The sequence below is a fragment of the Kytococcus schroeteri genome, from assembly GCF_002847825.1.
Taxonomy (GTDB): domain Bacteria; phylum Actinomycetota; class Actinomycetes; order Actinomycetales; family Dermatophilaceae; genus Kytococcus; species Kytococcus schroeteri.
In genome coordinates this window covers 100,228-119,596 of the sequence record NZ_PKIZ01000005.1, presented here as the reverse complement: position 1 = coordinate 119,596, position 19,369 = coordinate 100,228, and the positions used below count along the sequence as shown (strand labels likewise).

At 73.5% G+C, this 19,369-nt stretch carries 20 protein-coding genes, 3 tRNA genes, 1 other RNA gene and 1 riboswitch; of the genes, 9 read left to right on the top strand and 15 right to left on the bottom strand.

The features are described from left to right. Positions 1-130: 130 nt before the first annotated feature. Positions 131-2,038 (top strand): O-antigen ligase family protein, encoded by a 1,908-nt coding sequence (locus tag CYJ76_RS04110; protein WP_101849317.1) that lies wholly within the window; start codon positions 131-133, stop codon positions 2,036-2,038. Between the two features lie 22 nt (positions 2,039-2,060). Here CYJ76_RS04110 and def read toward each other — a convergent pair whose 3' ends face one another. Genes def through upp form a run of 4 tightly spaced genes read right to left on the bottom strand, consistent with a single transcriptional unit; the run spans position 2,061 to position 4,257 of the window. Further along, the gene (gene def, locus CYJ76_RS04105) at positions 2,061-2,639 is read right to left on the bottom strand and encodes a peptide deformylase (protein WP_070704258.1); all 579 of its coding nucleotides are present in this window, start codon (positions 2,637-2,639) and stop codon (positions 2,061-2,063) included. A 57-nt stretch (positions 2,640-2,696) separates the two neighbouring features. Next, the gene (locus CYJ76_RS04095) at positions 2,697-3,389 is read right to left on the bottom strand and encodes a PH domain-containing protein (RefSeq protein WP_070704255.1); all 693 of its coding nucleotides are present in this window, start codon (positions 3,387-3,389) and stop codon (positions 2,697-2,699) included. After that, positions 3,379-3,558 (bottom strand): hypothetical protein, encoded by a 180-nt coding sequence (locus tag CYJ76_RS04090; protein ID WP_070704252.1) that lies wholly within the window; start codon positions 3,556-3,558, stop codon positions 3,379-3,381. Before CYJ76_RS04090 ends, CYJ76_RS04095 begins: the two co-directional genes overlap by 11 nt. Positions 3,559-3,618: 60 nt before the next feature. Then, positions 3,619-4,257: a uracil phosphoribosyltransferase gene (upp, locus tag CYJ76_RS04085; protein ID WP_070704249.1), complete on the bottom strand. Its 639-nt coding sequence runs from the start codon at positions 4,255-4,257 to the stop codon at positions 3,619-3,621. A 17-nt stretch (positions 4,258-4,274) separates the two neighbouring features. On the opposite strand from upp, the gene CYJ76_RS04080 reads away from it, so the two are divergent. Next, positions 4,275-4,754, top strand: coding sequence for a nucleoside deaminase (locus CYJ76_RS04080; RefSeq protein WP_070704246.1), 480 nt, complete (start codon positions 4,275-4,277; stop codon positions 4,752-4,754). A gap of 13 nt (positions 4,755-4,767) precedes the next feature. Continuing rightward, positions 4,768-4,857 (top strand) — tRNA-Ser (locus CYJ76_RS04075). Between the two features lie 89 nt (positions 4,858-4,946). Here CYJ76_RS04075 and CYJ76_RS12395 read toward each other — a convergent pair. Next, positions 4,947-5,402: an SRPBCC family protein gene (locus CYJ76_RS12395; protein WP_070704243.1), complete on the bottom strand. Its 456-nt coding sequence runs from the start codon at positions 5,400-5,402 to the stop codon at positions 4,947-4,949. Between the two features lie 31 nt (positions 5,403-5,433). Beyond that, positions 5,434-5,973: a LytR C-terminal domain-containing protein gene (locus CYJ76_RS12390; protein WP_180802201.1), complete on the bottom strand. Its 540-nt coding sequence runs from the start codon at positions 5,971-5,973 to the stop codon at positions 5,434-5,436. 147 nt (positions 5,974-6,120) lie between these two features. Here CYJ76_RS12390 and CYJ76_RS04065 point away from each other — a divergent pair, with 147 nt between their 5' ends. Further along, the gene (locus CYJ76_RS04065; RefSeq protein WP_101849316.1) at positions 6,121-7,716 is read left to right on the top strand and encodes a helicase HerA-like domain-containing protein; all 1,596 of its coding nucleotides are present in this window, start codon (positions 6,121-6,123) and stop codon (positions 7,714-7,716) included. Positions 7,717-7,719: 3 nt separating this feature from the next. On the opposite strand, the gene CYJ76_RS04060 is transcribed toward CYJ76_RS04065, so the two are convergent. Both CYJ76_RS04060 and CYJ76_RS04055 read right to left on the bottom strand, forming a co-directional pair. Further along, positions 7,720-8,520, bottom strand: a complete 801-nt coding sequence (locus CYJ76_RS04060) for a LytR C-terminal domain-containing protein (RefSeq protein ID WP_101849315.1) — start codon at positions 8,518-8,520, stop codon at positions 7,720-7,722. 127 nt (positions 8,521-8,647) lie between these two features. Next, positions 8,648-8,732: transfer RNA gene (locus CYJ76_RS04055), tRNA-Ser, on the bottom strand. Between the two features lie 141 nt (positions 8,733-8,873). Here CYJ76_RS04055 and ffs point away from each other — a divergent pair. The 5 genes from ffs to CYJ76_RS04030 all read left to right on the top strand — a co-directional run bounded on the left by ffs (position 8,874) and on the right by CYJ76_RS04030 (position 12,667). After that, positions 8,874-8,970: signal recognition particle sRNA small type (ffs, locus tag CYJ76_RS04050), an RNA gene on the top strand. A 99-nt stretch (positions 8,971-9,069) separates the two neighbouring features. Further along, complete coding sequence (locus CYJ76_RS04045; RefSeq protein ID WP_101849314.1) at positions 9,070-11,469, top strand: DNA polymerase III subunit gamma and tau; 2,400 nt, start codon at positions 9,070-9,072, stop codon at positions 11,467-11,469. A 10-nt stretch (positions 11,470-11,479) separates the two neighbouring features. Next, positions 11,480-12,094 (top strand): recombination mediator RecR, encoded by a 615-nt coding sequence (gene recR, locus CYJ76_RS04040; RefSeq protein WP_070705490.1) that lies wholly within the window; start codon positions 11,480-11,482, stop codon positions 12,092-12,094. Then, positions 12,091-12,555 (top strand): hypothetical protein, encoded by a 465-nt coding sequence (locus CYJ76_RS04035; RefSeq protein WP_101849313.1) that lies wholly within the window; start codon positions 12,091-12,093, stop codon positions 12,553-12,555. Before recR ends, CYJ76_RS04035 begins: the two co-directional genes overlap by 4 nt. A 35-nt stretch (positions 12,556-12,590) precedes the next feature. After that, positions 12,591-12,667: transfer RNA gene (locus CYJ76_RS04030), tRNA-Pro, on the top strand. Between the two features lie 127 nt (positions 12,668-12,794). On the opposite strand, the gene CYJ76_RS04025 is transcribed toward CYJ76_RS04030, so the two are convergent. The 7 genes from CYJ76_RS04025 to CYJ76_RS03995 form a co-directional block, all read right to left on the bottom strand. After that, positions 12,795-13,862 carry an ABC transporter substrate-binding protein gene (locus CYJ76_RS04025; RefSeq protein WP_101849312.1) on the bottom strand — a complete coding sequence of 356 codons (1,068 nt, stop codon included), beginning with the start codon at positions 13,860-13,862 and terminating at the stop codon, positions 12,795-12,797. Beyond that, positions 13,859-14,650 carry an ABC transporter ATP-binding protein gene (locus CYJ76_RS04020; RefSeq protein ID WP_101849311.1) on the bottom strand — a complete coding sequence of 264 codons (792 nt, stop codon included), beginning with the start codon at positions 14,648-14,650 and terminating at the stop codon, positions 13,859-13,861. Before CYJ76_RS04020 ends, CYJ76_RS04025 begins: the two co-directional genes overlap by 4 nt. Beyond that, a complete protein-coding gene (locus CYJ76_RS04015) occupies positions 14,650-15,654 on the bottom strand; it encodes a FecCD family ABC transporter permease (RefSeq protein WP_237769798.1) in 1,005 nt (334 codons plus the stop codon). The genes CYJ76_RS04020 and CYJ76_RS04015 overlap by 1 nt, the downstream gene beginning before the upstream one ends. An 88-nt stretch (positions 15,655-15,742) precedes the next feature. Beyond that, positions 15,743-15,921, bottom strand: a riboswitch (cobalamin riboswitch). Between the two features lie 93 nt (positions 15,922-16,014). After that, positions 16,015-16,398, bottom strand: a complete 384-nt coding sequence (locus tag CYJ76_RS04010; RefSeq protein WP_070705491.1) for a VOC family protein — start codon at positions 16,396-16,398, stop codon at positions 16,015-16,017. A 116-nt stretch (positions 16,399-16,514) separates the two neighbouring features. Then, positions 16,515-17,060 carry a YceI family protein gene (locus tag CYJ76_RS04005; RefSeq protein ID WP_070705485.1) on the bottom strand — a complete coding sequence of 182 codons (546 nt, stop codon included), beginning with the start codon at positions 17,058-17,060 and terminating at the stop codon, positions 16,515-16,517. Between the two features lie 84 nt (positions 17,061-17,144). Then, positions 17,145-18,497, bottom strand: coding sequence for an aspartate kinase (locus CYJ76_RS04000; RefSeq protein WP_101849310.1), 1,353 nt, complete (start codon positions 18,495-18,497; stop codon positions 17,145-17,147). Between the two features lie 41 nt (positions 18,498-18,538). Further along, a complete protein-coding gene (locus CYJ76_RS03995) occupies positions 18,539-19,363 on the bottom strand; it encodes an SDR family oxidoreductase (RefSeq protein WP_070705483.1) in 825 nt (274 codons plus the stop codon). Positions 19,364-19,369 lie beyond the last annotated feature (6 nt).

The following is a 19,369-nucleotide window of genomic DNA, read 5'->3' as shown; positions in this document are numbered from 1 at the left end:
GCGTGCAGCGGTTCTTAGACAGCTCCACTCTCGCAACAGGAGGCCTTCACCTGTCAGCGAGTCACGCAACAACGTCCCTGGACATCACAGCTAGCCTGACGGCGCCACCAGCCCACCGACATGGAGCCCGATGAACCCCGTGCGTCGCGAGACCCTCGCCACCGTCCTGCGCCTGGCGGCCGTCGTGCTGCTCCTGGGCGTGCTGCCGCTGGTCTCCACCCCCGGTGCCCTGGACGTCCGTGAGCCGGTCCGTCGGGTGGTCATCGCCGCCGTCATGACCTGCACCGCCGGGCTCTGGTGGGTGGAGCGGGAGGACCCGCGGCTGCCGCGTCCGGTGTGGTGGGCGATGGGGGCGGTGGGCCTGGCTGCGGTGCTGGCCACCTGGCTCTCCACCAACTCGTGGCTCTCGGTGGTGGGGCGCTACCCGCGCAACGAGGGACTGGTGATGATCGGGGCGTACCTGGCGGCCCTGCCGGCGGGGGCGCTGCTGTTCGCGCACCAGGCGGGGCGCCGGTGGGCGGTCTGGACCGCCACCGCATCGGGCTGGGTGCTGGTGTGGATGGGGGTGCGCGATGCGACGGGCGGGAGTGCCGGCCGCGTCGTCACCGCCCTGGGCAACGCCTCCACGGTGGGCTTCTGGGGTCTCATGCTGGCCGCCTGGCTGGGGTGGGTCACGTGGCGTGAGCGCTCCCGCGTGGCGCTGGCGGGCGCGGTGGCCGGTGGGGCCCTGCTGGTGCTCGGCGCCTCGCGCGGGGCGCTGCTCGGGCTGTTCGTGGGCGCGGCCCTCTCGCTGGTGCTCGTGGCACGCACGGAGGGGGTGCGCCGCGTCGTCGCCCCTGCCGGGGTCATCGTGGCCGGGGTCGTGGCCGTGCTGGCACTGCCCATCACGCGCGACCGCATCTTCCTGGAGCAGGAGGGGGCCGGTACCAACATCACCGTGCGGCTCATGATGTGGCGCCGGACGGCCCGGCTGGTGCTCGAGCACCCCGAGGGGGTGGGGCCGTCGCGCTGGGTGGCCTCCGTGGCCGATGGCTACGGTCCGGCCTGGCAGGCCGAGGCCGGGCCCGGCGTCACGCTCGACGCCGTGCACAACGTGGTGCTCCAGACCGCCTCCACCCTCGGCGTGGTCGGGCTGCTCGCGGTCACTGCGCTGGCGGTGGCGTGCGGCCAGGTGCTCTGGCGCGCGGTGCGGACCACGGGTCCGGGGGAGGGGCCGCGCAGCGCGTGGTCGCCGGCGGCGCTGGTGGTGGGCGTGGGGTTCTGCGTGGCGCTGATGTTCGCGTACACCGAGCCGGTCTTCGTGGTGCCCGGGGCCGCCCTGGTGGGCGGGGGGCTCGCCGCCGCGTGCCGGGACGACGAGCCGCTGGTGCGCGTGCCCCGGCGGTGGTCCGCGGCGGAGCGCGCCCGGGCCGGGCGGCTGCGGCGCGGGGCGGCCGCCGCGGTGTCGGTGGCCGCGGCCGTCTCGCTCGTGGGCAGCCTGATGGTGTGGGACGCCCACCGCCACGCCGGCAGCACCGTGGCCGCCGGGCCGGCCGGTGCCGCCGCGGGGCTGGAGCGCACCCACCGGGCCGCGCCGTGGGACCCCAACCCGGAGGTGCTGCTGGCGGGCCGGGCCACGGCGCTGGCGGCCGGTCGCACGCCGTGGAATCCCGACTTCGGTGCCTCGTCCCGGCCGCAGTACGAGGCCCTCACCCGCCGGTGCCCCGGCATCGGGCCCGACCAGCGGTGCCTCGTGTGGCAGTCGATGGCGGCCGTGCAGACCGGGGACGCCGACACCGGGCTGGCGCTCGCCCTGCGGGCGCTGGCGATGGGGCCGGACGACCACGCGTCGCGCACCGCCCAGCAGGGCGCGCTGCTGGCCCTGGGGCGGCCGGACCTGGCCGTCCTGGGGGCTCGGGAGCACGTGCACCGCAATCCCGAGCTGTTCTCGGCCTGGCGCATGCTGGCGCGGGCACAGAAGGCGGCAGGCGACCTCGCCGGTGCGCAGGTGAGCCAGGCCCGGGCCGACCAGCTGCAGTGGGAGGTCCAGGGGCTCTGAGCGGCCCCGGGGTCGATGCCTGTCAGACCTTCTCGGCCGTCTGGGTGGTGGGGTCCCACTTGGTGATGCCGCGGGCCTCCCACCCGCGGCCCTTGACGGCCTCGCGGGCCCGGCGCTTGTCCTCCGGCGAGAGGCGCTCCACGTAGAGGTGCCCGTCCAGGTGGTCGGTCTCGTGCTGCAGGCAGCGGCCGAGCAGGCCGGTCCCCTCCACCACGACCTCGTTGCCGTCGAGGTCCGTGCCGGTGACGCGCGCCCAGTCCGAACGGGCGGTCGGGAAGCTCTCGCCGGGCACCGAGAGGCAGCCCTCGTGGTCCTCGTCGGGGTCGGCGGCCAGCGGGGAGACGTGGTGCTTCTCGAGCACCGGGTTGATCACCACGCCGCGGGCGTCGGCGCCGGCCTCGGGGTCGTGGCTGCAGTCGAAGACGAAGATGCGCCAGCGCACACCCACCTGGTTGGCAGCCAGACCCACGCCCTCGGCGGCCTCCATGGTGTCGAACATGTCGTCCACCAGGGTGCGGATCTCGTCGGTCACCTCCTGCACCTTCTTGGTGGGCTGGTGCAGGGCCTTGTGTCCGATGACGGTGATGGGGCGGACGGCCACGGGTGCTCCTCGGGACGGCGGTGACGGCGGGGTGGGTGCGGGACCCGGGCCGTGAGTCTAGGTCCTGCGGCGGTCGCGGGGGTCCTCGTCCCAGAGCTCGTCCCAGGCGTCGAGGGCGTCGTCTCCGTCCGCGCGCTCCGGGTCGTCCCACGCCTCGTCGGGTTCCCCGGTGTCCGGCAGCTCGTCGTCCCACTGCGGGGCGTCGTCGTCGACCTCGTCCTGCATGAGGGGGTCGCCCTCGCCCTGCTCTCCGCCGAAGATCTGGGCCACCAGCGCCCGGTAGTGGTGGTCGGGTCTCGGCACGTACTCGATCTCCGACAGGGCCTGGTTCTGGCCGGCGGACTCCATCGTGAACGTGCCGTAGCCCAGCAGGCGCCCCAGCAGCGTGCGGCCGTAGTTCATGTCCGTCACCTTGGACAGCGGCATCATCGCCACGCGGCGCACCACCACGCCGTAGGTGAGCAGCAGGCGCCGGTCGGTGCCCACGAACCAGGTGCGGCGCCACTCCCAGAGCAGGAACAGGGCGCGGCCGAGCACGGCGAACCACACCCACCACAGGAAGTCAGCCACCACCACGAGGTCCTGCGGGGCGGTGCTGCCCACCCACAGCACCAGGACCAGGCCGGCCACGGCGGAGCCGACGGGTTCCACGACGGTCACCCAGTGGCGCCGGACCGCGATGACGACCCGTTCACCCGTCACCAGGTAACGGGCCACCAGGTCGAGGTCGATCTGTGGGTCAGTTCCCATCCAGGACGCTGTTGTAGAAGTCGCCCAGGCTGCGGAAGGCCTGCACGATGATGTCGCCGATGGCCCGGAAGATGTCGCCGGTGCGGTCCGGGCTGGTGAAGATCGCGTAGACGATGAAGAGCAGGAGCAGCCACCACAGCAGCTTCTTGAATCGGTCTTGCACGCTCATGGGTCCTCTTCGTCTCGGCGGGGTCTCCCGGCATCGTGCCAGACGGCGACCCTCGCGGCCTCAGACCACGCCGTACAGGCGGTCGCCGGCGTCGCCGAGCCCGGGCACGATGTAGCCGTTCTCGTCGAGCCTCTCGTCGATGGCGCCGGTGACCAGGGTGACTGGCACCTGCAGGTCGGCCAGAGCCTCCTCCACGCGCGCGATGCCCTCCGGGGCCGCGATGAGCACGATGGCGGTGATGTCGTCGGCGCCGAGGTCCACCAGGTAGCGGACGGCGTCCACGAGCGTGCCGCCGGTGGCCAGCATCGGGTCCACCACGTAGCACTGGCGGCGGTCGAGGTCGGCGGGCAGGCGGTTGGCGTAGGTGTGCGCCTCGAGCGTCTCCTCGTTGCGGACCATGCCCAGGAAGCCCACCTCCGCGGTGGGCAGGAGGCGCACCATGCCGTCGAGCATGCCGAGGCCGGCGCGCAGGATGGGCACGACGAGCGGCTTGGGGGTGGCCAGCTCCACGCCCCGGGTGGTGGCCACGGGGGTGACGACCTCGCACTCCTGCACGCGGACCTCGCGGGTGGCCTCGTAGGCCAGCAGGGTCACCAGCTCGTCGGCCAGGCGGCGGAAGGTGGGCGAGTCGGTGCGGTCGTCACGCAGTCGGGTGAGCTTGTGGGCGATCAGCGGGTGGTCGGCGACGTGGACGCGCATGGGGAAAACTTACGTCAATGAGCACCGTGCACAACCCCGACCGGCCGACCCAGGAGGAGTGGGTCGGATGGGCCCTCGAGGCCGGCGAGCACGCCCTGGCCAGCGGGGACGTGCCGGTGGGGGCCGTCGTCATCGGGCCGGACGGGCAGGTGCTGGGGCGGGGGTGGAACCGGCGCGAGGCCGAGGGGGACCCGCTGGCCCACGCCGAGGTGGTGGCGATGCGCCAGGCCGCCCGGGCGCGGGGTGGGTGGCGCCTGCAGGACTGTGCCCTCGCGGTGACGCTGGAGCCCTGCCTCATGTGTGCCGGGGCCATCGGGCAGGCGCGGATCCCGCTGGTGGTGTTCGGGGCGTGGGACGACAAGGCGGGCGCGTGCGGCTCGGTCTGGGACGTGCTGCGTGACCGCGCGGCCCTCCACCGGGCCGAGGTGCGCGCAGGTGTCCGGGAGGCGGACTGCCGGCGAACCCTGGGTGAGTTTTTCGTGACGCGCAGGGTCTAGTACCCTACCGGGCGGTGACGTGTCCGAGCGGCCGAAGGAGCTCGCCTCGAAAGCGAGTAATGGTTGACGCCATTCGTGGGTTCAAATCCCACCGTCACCGCCATTGTCACCGCGAGGGCGGCCCCGATGCCGGGGCCGCCCTCGCGTGTGTCCGGGGTGGGAGGGGCAGCCGGTGCCGCGGCCCCAGCGGGATCAGCCCTCGAACGAGGCCTTGACGTCCAGCAGGTCCTTGCGGCACTCCTTGGCCACCACCCGCGCCATCGGGCGCATCATCGCCGCGGCCACGCGCGACCGGCGGGTGAGCGCCTCGGCGGCGAAGTCCATGGTCACGCGCGTGGCCTCCCCGCGGCCGGTGCCCACGGGGGTCACCCGGAACCCGCTGGTGTACCGCATCCCCTCGTGGACGGCCTCGGTGACGTAGTGGCTGCCCTCCACCAGCTCCACCACCTCCATCTCCTCGGTGGCGTCCTGGCCCCACATGCGGCGGGTCTCGCGCCAGCGGGTGCCCACCTCCATGCGGGCCGGGCCGTGGAGGACCTCGATGGACTCGATGCCCTGGACGTGCTGCTGGGCCTGGTCGAGTTCCCGGAGGCGCTCGAACACCTCGTGCAGGGGGGCGTGGACGGTGACGGACTCGGACAGGCGCACGGGGTTCTCCCGGTGGGTGGTGGGGTGGCGGTCAGTCGGTGCAGGGCTGGGTGGCCGGGCCGACCGACACCGACGACTCGACCGTCCTGGTGTGGGGGCCCAGCGCGATGGTGGCGACGAACCCGTCGCGGGCGTCGTCGACCTGCTTGGCCTTCGGGAACCACTCCGCGAGCGCCTCCGCGGCCGGCTTGCTGTCGGGGCCGCTGAGGATGCGGGTGGCGCCGCCCTGGGTGCCGGTGGACTCCGCGGTGCCGATGACCACGGCCCCCCGGTTGCGCAGCTGCTCGCTGATGCGGCGCACGGCGGTGTCGCCGGCTCCCGCGTCGGCCACGTACACCCGCGGGGCGTCGATGTCGGTCTGGCAGTTGGCGGCGGTGGTCTCCGGCTCGGGCCACAGGCCCAGCACGAGCGAGAGCCCGTAGATGCCGGCCAGGGCCAGCACCGACAGGACGCTCCAGAAGGCGATGTCGGACCACGTGCGCTCCGGACGGCGCGGGGGCTCCTGCGACGGGGCGGGGCGGGTCCACCCGGTCCGCGGGTCGTAGGGGTCGTGGATCTCGGCATCGTGCACGGGCCAACTGTGGCAGACGCGGGGCCTCCCGCCGGCGCGGGCGCGCGGGGCCGTGGCGCCTGTGACGCTCCCGGTGGGTGGGGGGGGGCTTGTACTGTCGCTGCGAGGTGGCGCCCGCCGGCGTGCCCGCCCGACCGAGGAGGAACCGTGGCCCGACCGTCGTCCGACACCCCCGCACCGTCCGAGCTGCTCGAGGAGGTGCGCGCCGGGTACGCCTTCGACGGTCCGGCCCTGGCGCTCGGTGCCGCCGTGGCCGGCGACGAGGTCCACGCCGACGTGCAGGTGGGGTTGCCGCTGCGCTCGCTGAACCGGCACGGCCTGGTGGCCGGTGCCACCGGCACGGGCAAGACCAAGACGCTGCAGCTCATGGCCGAGCAACTGTCCGCGGCCGGCGTCCCGGTCTTCCTGGCGGACGTCAAGGGTGACCTCTCGGGCCTGGCCGCAGCGGGCGAGGACTCCGAGGGGGTCCGCGAGCGGGCCGCGTCGGTGGGGCAGGACTGGGCGCCCACGGCGAGCCCGGTGGAGTTCCTCCGCCTGGGCGAGAGCGGCACGGGCGTGCCCGTCCGCGCCACCGTCACCTCCTTCGGCCCCACCCTGCTGAGCAAGGTGCTCGGCCTCACCGAGGTGCAGGAGTCCAGCCTCGGCCTGGTCTTCCACTACGCCGACACCCACGGCCTGCCGCTGGTGGACCTGGGCGACCTGCGGGCCGTGGTGCAGTTCCTGACCTCCGCCGAGGGCAAGCAGGAGCTGGAGGGGCTCGGTGCGCTCTCCAAGGCGCCCGCCGGCGTCATCCTGCGCGAGCTGGTGACCTTTGCCGCCACGGCCGAGCAGTTCTTCGGCGAGCCGGAGTTCGACACCTCCGACCTGCTGCGCACCACCGAGGACGGGCGCGGCGTCATCAGCTGCCTGGAGCTGCCCAGCGTGCAGGGGAACCCGCAGCTGTTCTCCACCTTCCTCATGTGGCTGCTGGCCGACCTGTTCAACGACCTCCCCGAGGTGGGCGACCCGGAGAAGCCCTCGCTGGTGTTCTTCCTCGACGAGGCCCACCTGCTGTTCAAGGACGCGAGCAAGGCCTTCCGCGAGTCGATCGAGAACACGGTGCGCCTCATCCGCTCCAAGGGGGTGGGCGTGTTCTTCGTGACCCAGTCGCCCACCGACCTGCCCGAGGCGGTGCTGGGTCAGCTGGGCAACCGCGTGCAGCACGCACTGCGCGCCTTCACCCCCAACGACGAGAAGGCCCTGCGCCAGACGGTGCGCACCTACCCGCACACCGACTACGACCTCGAGGAACTGCTCACCACGCTGGGCACCGGTGAGGCGGTGGTGACCGTGCTCTCGGACGACGGCGTGCCCACGCCCGTGGCGCACACCCGCCTGCGGGCGCCGCAGTCGCTCATGGCGCCGTGCGGGCAGCCGCGGATGGACGAGGTGGTGGACGCCTCGCCGCTGCGTGCGCGGTACGGCCAGCGGCTCGACCCCGAGTCGGCCTACGAGAAGCTCATGGGCACGATGGAGGCCTCCGCCTCGCCGCGGGACGTGCGCGACGCGGACGCGCCGCGGGAGCGGGCGCCGGAGCCCCGCGAGGAGGACGACGTGCGGCGTACCTGTCGCGTCGAGGAGGCCGACCAGGGGGTGCTCGGCCAGATCCTGGGCAACCGGGCCGTCTCGTCGGCGATGCGCTCGGCGGGCACGGCCGTGGGGCGTGAGTTGGTGCGCAGCCTGTTCGGCACGCGCCGACGCTGAGCCTCAGTCGCAGCCGATGCGCGCCCCCTCCTTGACCTCCGGCACGGCCTCGGGCTCGGTGTAGTCGTCGGTCACCTTCTCGAACTTCGCCCCGAGCACGAGGTCGACCGTGCGGTCGGTGCGGCCGTCGTCGCTGAGGCGGGCGCCGGGCACCTGGGCGGCCACGGTGCGGGCCACCGGCTCGCTGGCCGCGCCGTGGCGGATGATCGCGGTGTCGTCCGGATACCACTTCTTCTCGGGGTCGTTGCCGACCTTGTCCACGGTGAAGCCGCGGTCGCGCAGGGCCTGCGCGGTCTCGGCGGCGCGCCCCACGGCCGAGGTGGTGTTGTAGACGTTCATGCGCACCTGGTCCGGTGCCGCGGCGGGCTGGCGGGCCAGCTGCTCGAAGGAGTTGCCCAGCACCACGTCCACCGAGGGGTTGCGGCGCTCGTCGCGCAGCATGCGGGCTCCCTCGATCTGCTGGGCCACCGTGCGGGCCGCGGTGAGCCCCATCGGGCCGTAGCGCACCACCGTGGCGTCGCGGGGGGCGTCGTCGGACTCGTTGCCGGTGGTGAGCACCGTGAAGCCGCGGGCCTCGAACTCGCGGGCGGCGGTGGCGGCGGCGCCCGCGCCGGCACCGTTGTTGAGCACGCTGACCTGCACCGCGGCGTGGTCGGGGGCGTGCAGCTCACCCCAGTCGTCGCAGTGGCCGGGGATCGGGTCCTGCGGGTACTTCGCCTCGTTGCCGAGGCTGCGGCAGGAGCTCAGGGTGGTGGCGGCCAGCAGGACGGCGGTCGTGATGGCGGCCAGGCGGGCGTGGTGCACGGCGTTCCTTCCCCGAGAGGGTGGCCCGGTGGGCGGGGTCCGAATGTCTCACATGCCAGGGGGCCGGGCGCCGATCCGCGCCGGACGTGACGAAGGCCCCCCTCGTGCGAGGGGGGCCTTCGATCGGCGGAGGATGGGGGATTTGAACCCCCGAGGGTTTTATCCCAACACGATTTCCAATCGTGCGCACTAGGCCGCTATGCGAATCCTCCGCCGGAGAGGATACACGTCGGTGAAGCCGGAGTGAAATCCCGGTGTCCCGGCGTGCCGGGTGGTGCGGTGTCCGGCGGGGGCTCCGCGGGGCCCCGGGGCACCGGGCGGGGGCCGTCCCGAGGGCGTCGCGTAGACTGTGCGCCGGCCTCCCACGCGGTGGTACCTCTCCGAACTCCCCCAGGGCAGGAATGCAGCAAGGGTAGGAGAGCTCTTCCAGGTGCGTGGGAGGTCCTCTGCGTCCGGGGGCTGCGGGGCCGCCGCGGGGGTCGGGTGGGCGCTCCGGTCCCGTGGTCGGCGGTGGCCGTGCTGTCGGGGGTCGCGGCTAGGGTCTGGGGCGTGAGCACCGCCCTGTACCGCCGCTACCGCCCGCAGACCTTCGCCGAGGTGGTGGGTCAGGAGCACGTGACCGTCCCGCTGCAGCGGGCCCTGGCCACCGGGCGGGTCAACCACGCCTACCTCTTCTCCGGCCCGCGCGGCTGCGGCAAGACCACGAGCGCCCGCATCCTGGCGCGCTGCCTCAACTGCGAGAAGGGCCCCACGGACACCCCCTGCGGCGAGTGCCGGTCCTGTCGTGACCTGGCCACCGGCGGCGCGGGCTCGGTGGACGTCATCGAGATCGACGCGGCGAGCCACGGTGGCGTGGACGACGCCCGCGACCTGCGTGAGAAGGCGTCCTTCGGGCCGGCGAACTCGCGCTACAAGGTCTACATCATCGACGAGGCGCACATGGTGACCTCGGCGGGCTTCAACGCGCTGCTCAAGATCGTGGAGGAGCCGCCGGAGCACGTGCTCTTCATCTTCGCCACCACGGAGCCGGAGAAGGTCATCGGCACCATCCGGTCGCGCACGCACCACTACCCCTTCCGGCTGGTGCCGCCCACCGTGCTGCAGGAGTACCTGGGCGAGGTGTGCGGGCGCGAGGGCATCGCCGTGGAGCCGGGGGTGCTCTCGTACGTGGTGCGCGCCGGCGGGGGGTCGGTGCGTGACTCGATGTCGGTGCTCGACCAGCTCATCGCCGGGTCCGGGGACGAGGGCATCACCCTGGCCGGCACCACGGCGCTGCTGGGCTTCACCGACACTGAGCTGCTGGACGGGGTGGTGGACGCCTACGCCGCCGGCGACGGGGCGTCGCTGTTCACCACCGTGGAGCGGGTGGTGGGCTCCGGGCAGGACCCGCGCCGTTTCGTGGAGGACCTCTCCGAGCGGATGCGTGACCTCATCCTCGTGGACGCCGTGCCCACCGGCACCGAGGCGGTGCTGCCCGGGGTGCCGGACGACCAGCTGGAGCGGCTGCGCCAGCAGGCCAGCGGGTTGGGGGCGGCCGAGCTCTCGCGGGCCTCGGACGTGCTCTTCCGCGGCCTGGCGGAGATGACGGGGGCGACCTCGCCGCGGCTGCAGCTGGAGATCATCATGGCGCGGCTGCTGCTGCCGCGGGCCGCGGGCGAGGGCGGGTTCGCCGCGCGGCTGGAGAAGGTGGAGCGGTGGATGGCCTTCCGAGGCGACGCGGCGCCGGTTCAGCAGACCTCGCAGCAGGGTGCCCCGGCCCAGGGGGCACCGGTGCAGCAGGAGGCGCCGGTGCAACGAGTCGTCGCTTCTGGGGGTCAGGAGCGTCCGTCGACCCCGACGAGCGACGACTCAACGGTGCGGGAGACGGGGGCGGAGGCGCCCGCGGCCGCGCCCGTGCAGGAGAGCCCCGCGCCGCAGCGGTCGGAGCCGGTGCGGGAGGCCGCTGTCCCGCGACAGGATGCCGCTGCCCCGCAGCAGGGAGCCCGCCTGGAGGCTGCGCAGCAGGAGGCCCCGGCGACTGAGGGGCGTCAGCCTCAACGAGTCGTCGCTTCTGGGGGTCAGGAGCGTCCGTCGACCCCGACGAGCGACGACTCAACGGTGGGGGCGTCGGCGGCACAGGAGCCGGCGGCAGCGAGAGGCGACGCCCCCGGTGTCGCCCCGGTGCCGGTGGAGACGCTGCGCCACGAGTGGCCGCAGGTGCTGGACCGCCTCAAGGGCATCAGTCGCGTGACCTGGGCGATGGTGTCGCAGTCCATGCAGGTGGTCGAGCTGAGCGCCGAGGGCCTCACGCTGAGCACCGAGGTGCCGCCGATCGCCGAGCGCTTCAACCGCGGCGACAACGCCCAGCGCGTGGCGGCGGCCGTGCAGGAGGCGCTCGGGTTCACCCCGCGGGTCCGCTGCGTGGTCGGCGGCCGGGGTGCTGCGGGTGGTCCCGGTGCCGCCGGTGGCCCGGGCGCCGGTGCCCCCGGCCCGATGGGGGGACCTGCCGCTCCGTCCGCTCCGTCCGCGCCGTCCGTGGCGGCCCAGGTGGCCCCCGGCGGCGGGGGTGGCTTCACCGGCGGTCCGGCGGGTCGATCCGGCGGTGCCGCGGGGCCGGTGGGTTCCCCCGAGTGGGGGCAGCGCAGCGACGCCGCCCCGGACTGGGCCACGGCGGACGCCCCGGCCCCGCAGGTGGCCCCCTCGGCACCCGGTGGCGGGCCCACCGCATCGGGCAGCGGCGGCCCGGGCAACCAGGCCGGGCCCCCGGCATCGAGGGAGGGCGGTGCGCCGACGCCCCCCGGCCCGGTGGGCGGCGACGAGCCCCCGCCCGAGGAGGAGCCGCCGCCGGAGGACGACTTCACGCCCGACCTGGACGACGAGACCGTGGAGTCCGTGGGCGTCATCGGCACGGCCGCCATCGAGAAGATCCTCGGTGGAACCGTGATCGAGGAACACACGGACCAGGCATAGGGTTCGGCCTGTGTACGAAGGCGCGGTCCAGGACCTGATCGACGAGCTCAACCGCCTCCCCGGGGTGGGTCCCAAGAGTGCCCAGCGCATCGCCTTCCACGTGCTGGCGGCCGACCCCGAGGACGTGCAGCGGCTGGCCACGGCCCTGCAGGTGGTCAAGGAGAAGGTGCGCTTCTGCGCCACGTGCGGCAACGTCGCCGAGGCCGAGGAGTGCCGCATCTGCCTGGACCCGCAGCGCGACGGCACGGCCATTTGCGTGGTGGAGGAGCCCCGCGACGTGCAGGCCATCGAGCGCACGCGCGAGTTCCGGGGGCGCTACCACGTGCTGGGCGGCGCCATCAGCCCGCTGGACGGCATCGGCCCGGACGACCTGCGCATCGCCCAGCTCATGCAGCGGCTGGGGGACGGCGAGGTGACCGAGGTGATCATCGCCACGGACCCCAACATGGAGGGCGAGGCGACGGCCACGTACATCTCGCGCCTGCTGCAGGTGCTGGACGTCAAGGTGAGCCGCCTGGCCTCCGGACTGCCGGTGGGCGGCGACCTGGAGTACGCCGACGAGGTGACCCTGGGGCGTGCCTTCGAGGGGCGCCGGGTGGTCGCCCGGCCCGGGGGTGCGGCGTGAGCGCCACCCGGTTGGTGGTGGCGCAGCCGCCGGCCAGCAAGCCCTCGCGCCGGTTCCCCAGCGCGCCCGATGCCGAGGAGCTGCGGTCGGGCTGGAAGGGCGCCCTGCGTCTGGCGGCCCTGGCCCTGGCGCCGCTGCTGGTGCTGGCCGGGCTGGTGGTGCTCATCGTCAACGTCTTCGGCCCCGTGGACGCCTACGAGGCGTGCGCCAGCCTGCGCGGGCAGTCCGTGGAGGCGGCCGAGCCGCTGCGTGTGGAGCGCACGCTGCTGCCCGTCTCGCTGACCTGCGACTTCGCGGACGGCACGAGCCAGACCATCACCGACCCGGCCGACACCGCCTGGCCGGTGGGGCTCATGCTGGGCGGGCTGGCGCTCACCGTGGTGGGGCGGGCGGCGCCGGTCCCGGCGGGTCACGTGCGGCGGCTGGTGGAGGATTCTGAACTCACCCCGCACATGATGTAGGATGCCGGGGTTGCCCGATGAGGGCGGCAGGCCTTCGGGGTGTGGCGCAGCTTGGTAGCGCGCCTCGTTCGGGACGAGGAGGTCGCAGGTTCAAATCCTGTCACCCCGACCACACAGAATCGGCTCTGGTCAGCGGAATCCGCGGCCAGGGCCGATTCGTTTTTGCCCGGTCTGCCATGGTCGGGCCATGACGGGGCCTCCCGGCGGGCTGGAACAGTGCCCGCCAGGAGGCACCCGGCTCAGGGGTGGACGCGCAGGTCGTGGGTGGGCGTGATGCCGCTGGCCGGCACGAGGTCGGCCTCCTCGAGGGCCTTCCGGAGGGACTCGGCCGCATCGATGTTGAGTGGGCTGCTCGTCCACGCCACGTAGGGCAGGGCGACGATGCGCCCCTGCTTCACCGCGGGCAAGTCCTTGGTGGCGGGGTTGGTGCGCAGGGTGCGGACCTTGTCGGCGACGCTCTCCCCGGGGTAGTCGACGATCGCGATGTAGTCCGGCTTGCCGGCCGCGACCTTCTCCCACGAGATGGCCGTCCAGGTGTCCTTGACGTCCTCGGCCAGGTTGGTGGCCCCGGCGGCCTCGATGATGCCCTGGGGTCCGCCGTACACGCCGCTGGAGAAGGGGGCGTCGGTGCCGCTGTCGAAGAGGAACACCACCGGCTTCCGCTGCGCCTGGGGGGCCTTGCGGAGCTTGGCCAGACGGGTGTCGATGTCCGCCTGGACCTCCTTCGCCCGGTCCTCGTGGCCGGTCACCGTGCCGATGTTGGTCAGGTCGGCGGCCAACGCCTTCCAGGGGTCCATCTCGCCGCGCTCCTCCTGGTCGGGGGAACGGCGACAGCTCTCGGTGAGCACGTAGGGCGCGATGCCGCGCTGGGCGAGGTCGTCGGGCATCAGGTTGCGCCCCTCGCCGAAGCCGTAGTTGTAGCCGGCGAACACCATGTCGGGCCGCTGGGCGAGGATGGGCTCGAGGCCGATGCCGACCTCACCGAGCTCCTTGAGCCCGGCGACCTCCTCCGCCCCGTAGACCTCCTCGAGGACCGCCTTGTCCTTCTCCAGGCCGGTCACCGCCACGATCTGGTCGGCCGCCCCGACCGCCAGGGTGGTGGCGATCATGTTGGAGTCGTTGACGAGCATGCGTTGGACCGGGGACGGGAAGGTGACCTCCTGGCCGCAGTTGGTCACGGTCACCGTCTCGGACGAGGCCGAGGACGCGCCGGCGCCGGAATCCGCGCCGGACGGGCCGGAGCAGCCGGCGGCGCCGAGGCCGATGACGGCGACGAGCGCCGCCGTGGTGAGCGTGCGGGTGGTCATGCTTCCTCCTGGTGGGGCTGCGGGGTCCGGGGCAGGCAGGTGAAGTGCTCGCTGCCGGTCTCCGGGTCGGTGAAGGTGACGAAGCGGACGGAGAACACATCGGCCACGCGCGGGTCGGCGAACACCTCGGCGGGGGTGCCGCTGGTGAGGACGCGGCCGGCATCGAGGACGACCACCTGGTCGCTGTACTGGGCGGCCAGGCCGAGGTCGTGGACGGCCATCACCGTGGTGCGGCCCGACCCGCGGACGAGGGTGAGCAGGTGGTGCTGCTGGGCGACGTCGAGGTGGTTGGTGGGCTCGTCGAGCAGCAGGATCGGTGTCTGCTGCACCAGCCCGCGGGCCAACAGGGCCCGGCGGCTCTCCCCGCCGGAGACGTCGCTGCAGGGCCGGTCGGCCATGCCGGTGAGCCCGACCTGGTCGAGGGCCTCCAGCACGGCCCGGCGCTCGTCGGCATCGCCCATCTCCCACGGCCTGGCCAGCGGGGTGCGGCCCATGGCGATCATCTCCCCGAGCAGCAGGTCCTCCGGCGGCGCCTCGTCCTGGGCGACCAGGGCCAGGCGCCGGGCGCGCTCGCGGGGCCGGATGCGGTCGACCGTCCGGTCGCCGAGCCAGACCTGCCCTGCCGGGGCGGGGCGGATGCCGGCGATGGTGCGCAGCAGGGTGGACTTGCCCGACCCGTTGACGCCGACCAGCGACGTGACGGTGCCGGAGGGCACCTCGAAGGTGACGTCCTGCAGGACCGTGGTCCGCCCGACCGCGGCGCTCAAGCCGTCGGTTCGCAGCCGCATCAGTCGGCTCCGTTGTAGCGGTAGTGGCGGCGACCGACGAGCACGAGGAACACCGGTGCTCCCACGATGCCGGTGACCACCGACAGCGGGATCTCCTGGGGGCGGACGCTGACCCGGGCGGCCATGTCGACCCACACCAGGAAGACGGCGCCGCTCAGGGCGGCCACGGGGACGACGGCCCGATGGCGGGCGCCGACCACCATGCGGACCAGGTGGGGTACGACGAGCCCGACGAACCCGATGCCGCCGGAGACGGCCACGAGCACCCCGACCAGCGCGGCGAGGCCGACGAACAGGGCCACTCGCAGGCCCTTGACCGGGATCCCGAGGGAGGCGGCGAGGTCGGGGCCGGCGGACAGCGCGTCGAGCCAGCGGGAGAAGGCCACCATCACCAGCACGGCGACCACGGTCGTGACCGTGGCGGGCAGCAGCACCTGCCAGCTCGCACCGCTGACGCTTCCCAGCAGCCAGAAGAGCACCGACTGGGCCGCCCTCGGGTCACCGGAACGGAAGACCAGGAAGCTGGAGACGGCGCTGAACGCCGACGACAGCACCACCCCGGTGAGCACGAGCCGCAGCGGCGTCAGGCCGCCCTGCAGCATCGCGACCCCGAACACCAGGGCTGCGGCGGCCAGGGCGCCCAGCAGCGCCCCGCCGGAGAGGGCCCAGACGCCCAGTCCGGACAGGGCGCCGGTGGTGATGACGGCCGTCGCCCCCACCCCGGCGCCCGAGGAGACGCCCAGCAGGTAGGGATCGGCCAGCGGGTTGCGCACCAGGGTCTGCATCCCGGCCCCGGCCACGGCCAGCCCCGCGCCGGCGACGGCGGCGAGCAGGGTGCGCGGGGCGCGCAGGTCCCACACGATGGCGTCCCAGGTCGGGTCGGCGGGCTGGCCACCCAGGTGCGCCTGAACGACGCTCCACACGGTGGCCACGGGCAGGGAGACGGCGCCCACTGCGAGCGAGGCGAGCATGCTGGCCAGCAGCACCAGGGTGAGCAGGACCATCAGGACCGCGGTGGGCGGCCGGGATCGGGCAGCATCAGGCAAGGGAGTGACCCACATCTCTCATCGGGGCCCAAGTCGCGAGGCCCGCGGACGGTGAACAGCGTCGGCAGGTCTTCGGACTCGGGCTCCCACGCGAGGACGCCTTCCCGGCCTGTGGCCAGTGGCACTGTGTCCCCGCGCACAGCCCATACCGCTGCGCGTCAGTCCCGGCCTCTCACCGGGTTCCCTCGCACCCCGACCGGGGTGCAACCGACCGGCACACTCTAGCCCCCGTTCCCCCGCGACGGGCAGGGCATGAGCCGGTGACCGCACCGGACCGGACGGGGTCCGGGCGGCCTGCGCGCCCTCGGCTGGGGACCCTCATTCCCCGGGGGAGCCCTCCCAGCAAAGGCAGAAGGGGTGCCCGGCCGGGTCGGCGTACACGCGGAAGCCGCCGCGGCCGTTGGGGTCCACGTCCTGGGTCTGCAGCAGCGTCGCGCCGAGCTCCAAGGCCTTGGCGTGCGCGGCCTCGAGGTCGGACGGGTAGAGGTCCAGGTGCACCTGTTGCGGCTGCCCGTCGGGCCACTGCGGGGGCACGTGGTCCGGGGCGAGCTGCACGCAGAACTCCCAGTCCCCGTCGATCAGCACGCGGTGCCAGTCGTCGTCCTGGCGTTCCACGGTGCCGTCCAGCAGGCCGGCCCAGAAGGTGGACACGGCCTCGAGGTCGGCGGCGTCCAGCACGATGATTCTGCGCGTCATCTCCATGCCCACCACGCTCCCAGCCGGCCCGTCGCCCCACAAGGCCCGGGCACGCGTGAGGCCCGCCCCGCCGGGGCGGGCCTCACGGCATCGAGTGCGGGGGTGCCGCGGGTGGGATGGGATCAGGCGTTCTTGATGGCCGACACCTCGAACTCCAGCTCCACCTTCTCGGAGACCAGCACGCCACCGGTCTCCAGGGCGGCGTTGAAGGTCAGGCCGAAGTCGCTGCGGTTGATGCTGGTGCGGCCCTCGAAGCCGATGCGCTCGTTGCCGAAGGGGTCGGTGGCGGCGCCCTCGAAGTCGAAGTCGACGGTCACGGGGCGGGTGGTGCCCTTGATGGTGAGGTCGCCGGTGACGCGCAGGGTGTCGGCGTCGGTGGCGGTCACCTGGGTGGAGCGGAAGGTGAGGGTGGGGAACTCGTCGGCGCCGAAGAAGTCCCCGGCCTTGAGGTGCTGGTCGCGGTCGGCGTTGCGGGTGTCGATGCTGGCCACCTGGGCGGTCAGATCGATGGAGGTGTCGGCGAGGTCGGCGCCGGTGGTGGCGGTGCCCTCGAAGTCGTTGAAGCTGCCGCGCACCTTGGTGACCATGGCGTGGCGGGTCACGAAGCCGATGCGCGAGTGGGTCGGGTCGATGGTGTACGTACCGGTGAGCTGCTCGAGCGTGGTCATGGTGACTCCTCCATTGGTAGGTGATCTGTCACCAACATAAGCGTGACGCATCACCGTGTCAACTGGTGGTGGTGCGCTCCGCCCTCAGACGGTGGGCTGGTCCCCCTCGAACAGGCCTGCGTGCAGGGCGCGCAGGGCGTCGTCGCGCTCGTCGGCGCGGATGACCACCGAGAGGTTGATCTCGTTGGACCCCTGGCTGATCATCTCGATGTTGGCCACCGGTGCCAGGCTGGCGAACACCCGTGCCGCCAGCCCGCGCGTGGCCCGCAGCCGGTCGCCCACCACGGCCACGATGACGCGGTCGCGCGCCACCTCCACGGTGGCGAACCCGCCGATCTCCCGCACCACCGCATCGAGGTCGACCTCGCCCTCCACGGTCACCGAGACGCTCACCTCGGCGGTGGAGATGAGCCCCACCACCACGCCGTGGCGGCCGAACACGTCGAACAGCCGCTGCATGAACCCGGCGTGCTCCAGCATCCGCGGGGAGGTGATGTTGAGCAGCGTCACCGGCCCCCGCGCCGCGATGGCGGTGGCGGACTGCGTGCCCACCTCGCCGGGGCGGATGGTGGTGAAGTCGCCCTCGGGGCGCTGGGTGTGGCGCACCGTCACCATCGCGCCCGCCTCCATGGCCGGCGCGATGGTGGCCGGGTGGAGCACGTTGGCGCCGAACGCGGCGAGCTCCGCGGCCTCGGCGGCTGACACCTCCGGCACCGAGTGCGCGGCCGGCACGACGCGCGGGTCGCACGTGAGCAGCCCCTCCACGTCGGTCCAGATCTGCACCTCCTCGGCGCCGAGCGCGGCCCCCAGCAGGGAGGCCGAGTAGTCGCTGCCACCGCGGCCCAGCGTGGTGGTGGTGCCGTGCGCGTCGCTGCCGATGAAACCCTGCGTCACCGCCGCGCCGGCCTCCTCCAGGGCCGGAACGGCCCGGCGCTGCACCGAGCGGGCGATGGCCTCGGTGTCCGGGCGGGCCGCGCCGTGGCGCGAGTCGGTGTGCACCAGCTGGCGGGCGTCCAGCAGCGGCACGCCCAGGTGGTCCGAGAGCAGACGGGTGGAGAGGCGCTCGCCGGTGGAGAGGATGGCGTCGCGGCTGCGCGGGGAGAGCTCGGCGAGGATCGCCACCGCCCGCAGCAGGCTGTCCAGGTCGCCGAACAGTGCGTCGAAGGCCGACTCCAGCTCCGGGGAGACGCCGCCCAGCAGCTCGTGCGCGATGGCCTCGTGCGCGCGCCGCACCTGCGCGCTGAGCCCCAGCGCCTCCTCGGTGCGGCCGGCCTCCGCCGCCTCCGCGGCCGCCACGAGCGCGTTGGTGGTCTTGCCCGTGGCCGAGAGCACCACCAGCGGGCGGCGCGGCATCGCGGCGGTCACCAGCTCACCCACCTGGGCGAGGCGCGCGGCATCGGCGACGGAGGAACCGCCGAACTTCATGACGAGGGACATCGGGGCTCCAGGCGGGGCGGTCCGGGCGTACCCGGAGGGGGTCAGGGCAGGAAGATGTCGGGCTGCAGCGTGTCGGGCGAGCCACCGTAGACGCTCAGGTCGGTGACGCCCGCCTCGGCCAGCACCTCGTCGTCCACGAGGAACTGGCCGGTCCGCTCGCGGGCGTCGCGCACCAGCACGGCGTGCGCGGCATCGCCCATGATGCGCGGGTCGCGGGCGCGGGCCATGGCGGCCTCACCGCCCAGCACGTTGCGGATGGCCGCCGTGGCGATGATGGTGCGCGGCCACAGGCTGTTCACCGCGATGCCGGCCTCCCGCAGCTCCTCGGCCAGGCCGAGCGTCACCATGCTCATGCCGTACTTGCTGATGGTGTACGCCGTGTGCGGGCCGAACCACTTCGGGTCCATGGTCAGCGGCGGCGACATGGTGAGCACGTGCGGGTTGTCCGAGCGCTCCAGGTGCTCGATGGCGGCGCTGGTGAGCAGGTAGGTGCCGCGGGTGTTGACCTCCTGCATGAGGTCGTACTTCTTCATGGGCAGCTCGCGGGCCGGCGAGACGTCCACGGCGCTGGCGTTGTTGACCACCACGTCGATGCCCCCGAAGCGCTCCACGGTGGCGGCCACGGCCTCGCGGACGGACTCCTCGGAGCGCACGTCGCCCACCACGGCCAGGGCCTGCCCGCCGGCGGCCTCGATCTGCTCGGCGGCGGTGTGGATGGTGCCCTCCAGCGCCGGGTGGGGCGTGTCGGTCTTGGCCAGCAGCGCCACGTTGGCGCCGTCCTGGGCGGCCCGCAGGGCGATGGCCAGGCCGATGCCGCGGCTCCCGCCGGACATGAGGATGGTGCGGCCGTTCAGGGTTCCGGTCATGGGGGC

Excerpts from the sequence above, each read along its gene's own strand:
- CYJ76_RS04025 (WP_101849312.1), bottom strand. The coding sequence starts at position 13,862 with ATGACCACCCGCACGCTCACCACGGCGGCGCTCGTCGCCGTCATCGGC.
- CYJ76_RS04015 (WP_237769798.1), bottom strand. The coding sequence starts at position 15,654 with ATGGTCCTGCTCACCCTGGTGCTGCTGGCCAGCATGCTCGCCTCGCTC.
- CYJ76_RS04090 (WP_070704252.1), bottom strand. The coding sequence starts at position 3,558 with ATGAGCGTGCAAGACCGATTCAAGAAGCTGCTGTGGTGGCTGCTCCTG.
- CYJ76_RS04020 (WP_101849311.1), bottom strand. The coding sequence starts at position 14,650 with ATGCGGCTGCGAACCGACGGCTTGAGCGCCGCGGTCGGGCGGACCACG.
- upp (WP_070704249.1), bottom strand. The coding sequence starts at position 4,257 with ATGCGCGTCCACGTCGCCGACCACCCGCTGATCGCCCACAAGCTCACC.
- CYJ76_RS04080 (WP_070704246.1), top strand. The coding sequence starts at position 4,275 with ATGAGCACCGTGCACAACCCCGACCGGCCGACCCAGGAGGAGTGGGTC.
- CYJ76_RS04005 (WP_070705485.1), bottom strand. The coding sequence starts at position 17,060 with ATGACCACGCTCGAGCAGCTCACCGGTACGTACACCATCGACCCGACC.
- CYJ76_RS04000 (WP_101849310.1), bottom strand. The coding sequence starts at position 18,497 with ATGTCCCTCGTCATGAAGTTCGGCGGTTCCTCCGTCGCCGATGCCGCG.
- CYJ76_RS04095 (WP_070704255.1), bottom strand. The coding sequence starts at position 3,389 with ATGGGAACTGACCCACAGATCGACCTCGACCTGGTGGCCCGTTACCTG.
- CYJ76_RS04110 (WP_101849317.1), top strand. The coding sequence starts at position 131 with ATGAACCCCGTGCGTCGCGAGACCCTCGCCACCGTCCTGCGCCTGGCG.
- CYJ76_RS03995 (WP_070705483.1), bottom strand. The coding sequence starts at position 19,363 with ATGACCGGAACCCTGAACGGCCGCACCATCCTCATGTCCGGCGGGAGC.
- CYJ76_RS04010 (WP_070705491.1), bottom strand. The coding sequence starts at position 16,398 with ATGGAGATGACGCGCAGAATCATCGTGCTGGACGCCGCCGACCTCGAG.